This is a genomic window from Stenotrophomonas pictorum JCM 9942, assembly GCF_001310775.1.
GTDB classification, from domain to species: Bacteria; Pseudomonadota; Gammaproteobacteria; order Xanthomonadales; family Xanthomonadaceae; genus Stenotrophomonas; species Stenotrophomonas pictorum.
This window is the reverse complement of sequence record NZ_BAZI01000756.1, coordinates 1-671: the sequence shown is the minus strand read 5'-3', so window position 1 is coordinate 671 and position 671 is coordinate 1. Positions and strand designations below refer to the sequence as shown.

1 protein-coding gene is annotated in these 671 nt (G+C 69.7%); it reads right to left on the bottom strand.

From position 1 onward, the window contains the following. The coding region (locus JCM9942_RS17500) for a [protein-PII] uridylyltransferase family protein (protein WP_484600275.1) at positions 1–671 on the bottom strand (671 nt) is incomplete at both ends.

Sequence of the window (671 nt, the reverse complement as noted above, 5' to 3'; positions counted from 1 at the left end):
CAGTGCCGCTTCGCGGCCACCACGGATCAGCTGCAGCGCCTGGGCCAGGAACTCGATCTCGCGGATGCCGCCCGGGCCGCGCTTGATGTCGTCCAGCCGGTCCTTGCGCGCGACCTCGGCGGTGATCGCGGCCTTCATCTCGCGCAGGCCGTCGAGCGCGGTGAAATCCAGATAGCGGCGATAGACGAACGGCCGCAGCGTCTGCAGCCACGCCTCGCCGGCGGCGATATCGCCGGCCACCGCGCGCGCCTTGATCCACGCATAGCGCTCCCAGTCGCGGCCCTCGCGCTGGAAATACTGGTCCATCGCGGCAAATGACAACGCCACCCGTCCGGCGCTGCCGAACGGGCGCAGGCGCAGATCGACGCGATGGCAGAAGCCTTCGGCGGTGGTTTCATCCAGCAGCCGTGCCAGCCGCTGGCCGAGCCGGGCGAAATACTCCTCGGCCGCCAGCGGGCGGGCGCCATCAGACTCGCCTCCTTCCGGGTAGGCATAGACCAGATCGATATCGGAGGAGAAATTCAGCTCGCCGCCACCGAGCTTGCCCAGCCCGAACACCACCAGCCGCTGCACGCTGCCATCGGCGGCACGGACCACGCCATGGCGCTGGGCGAACTCCTGCTCCAGCGCGGCCAGTGCCAGCTGCAGGCACGTCCTCGGCCAGCGCGGTG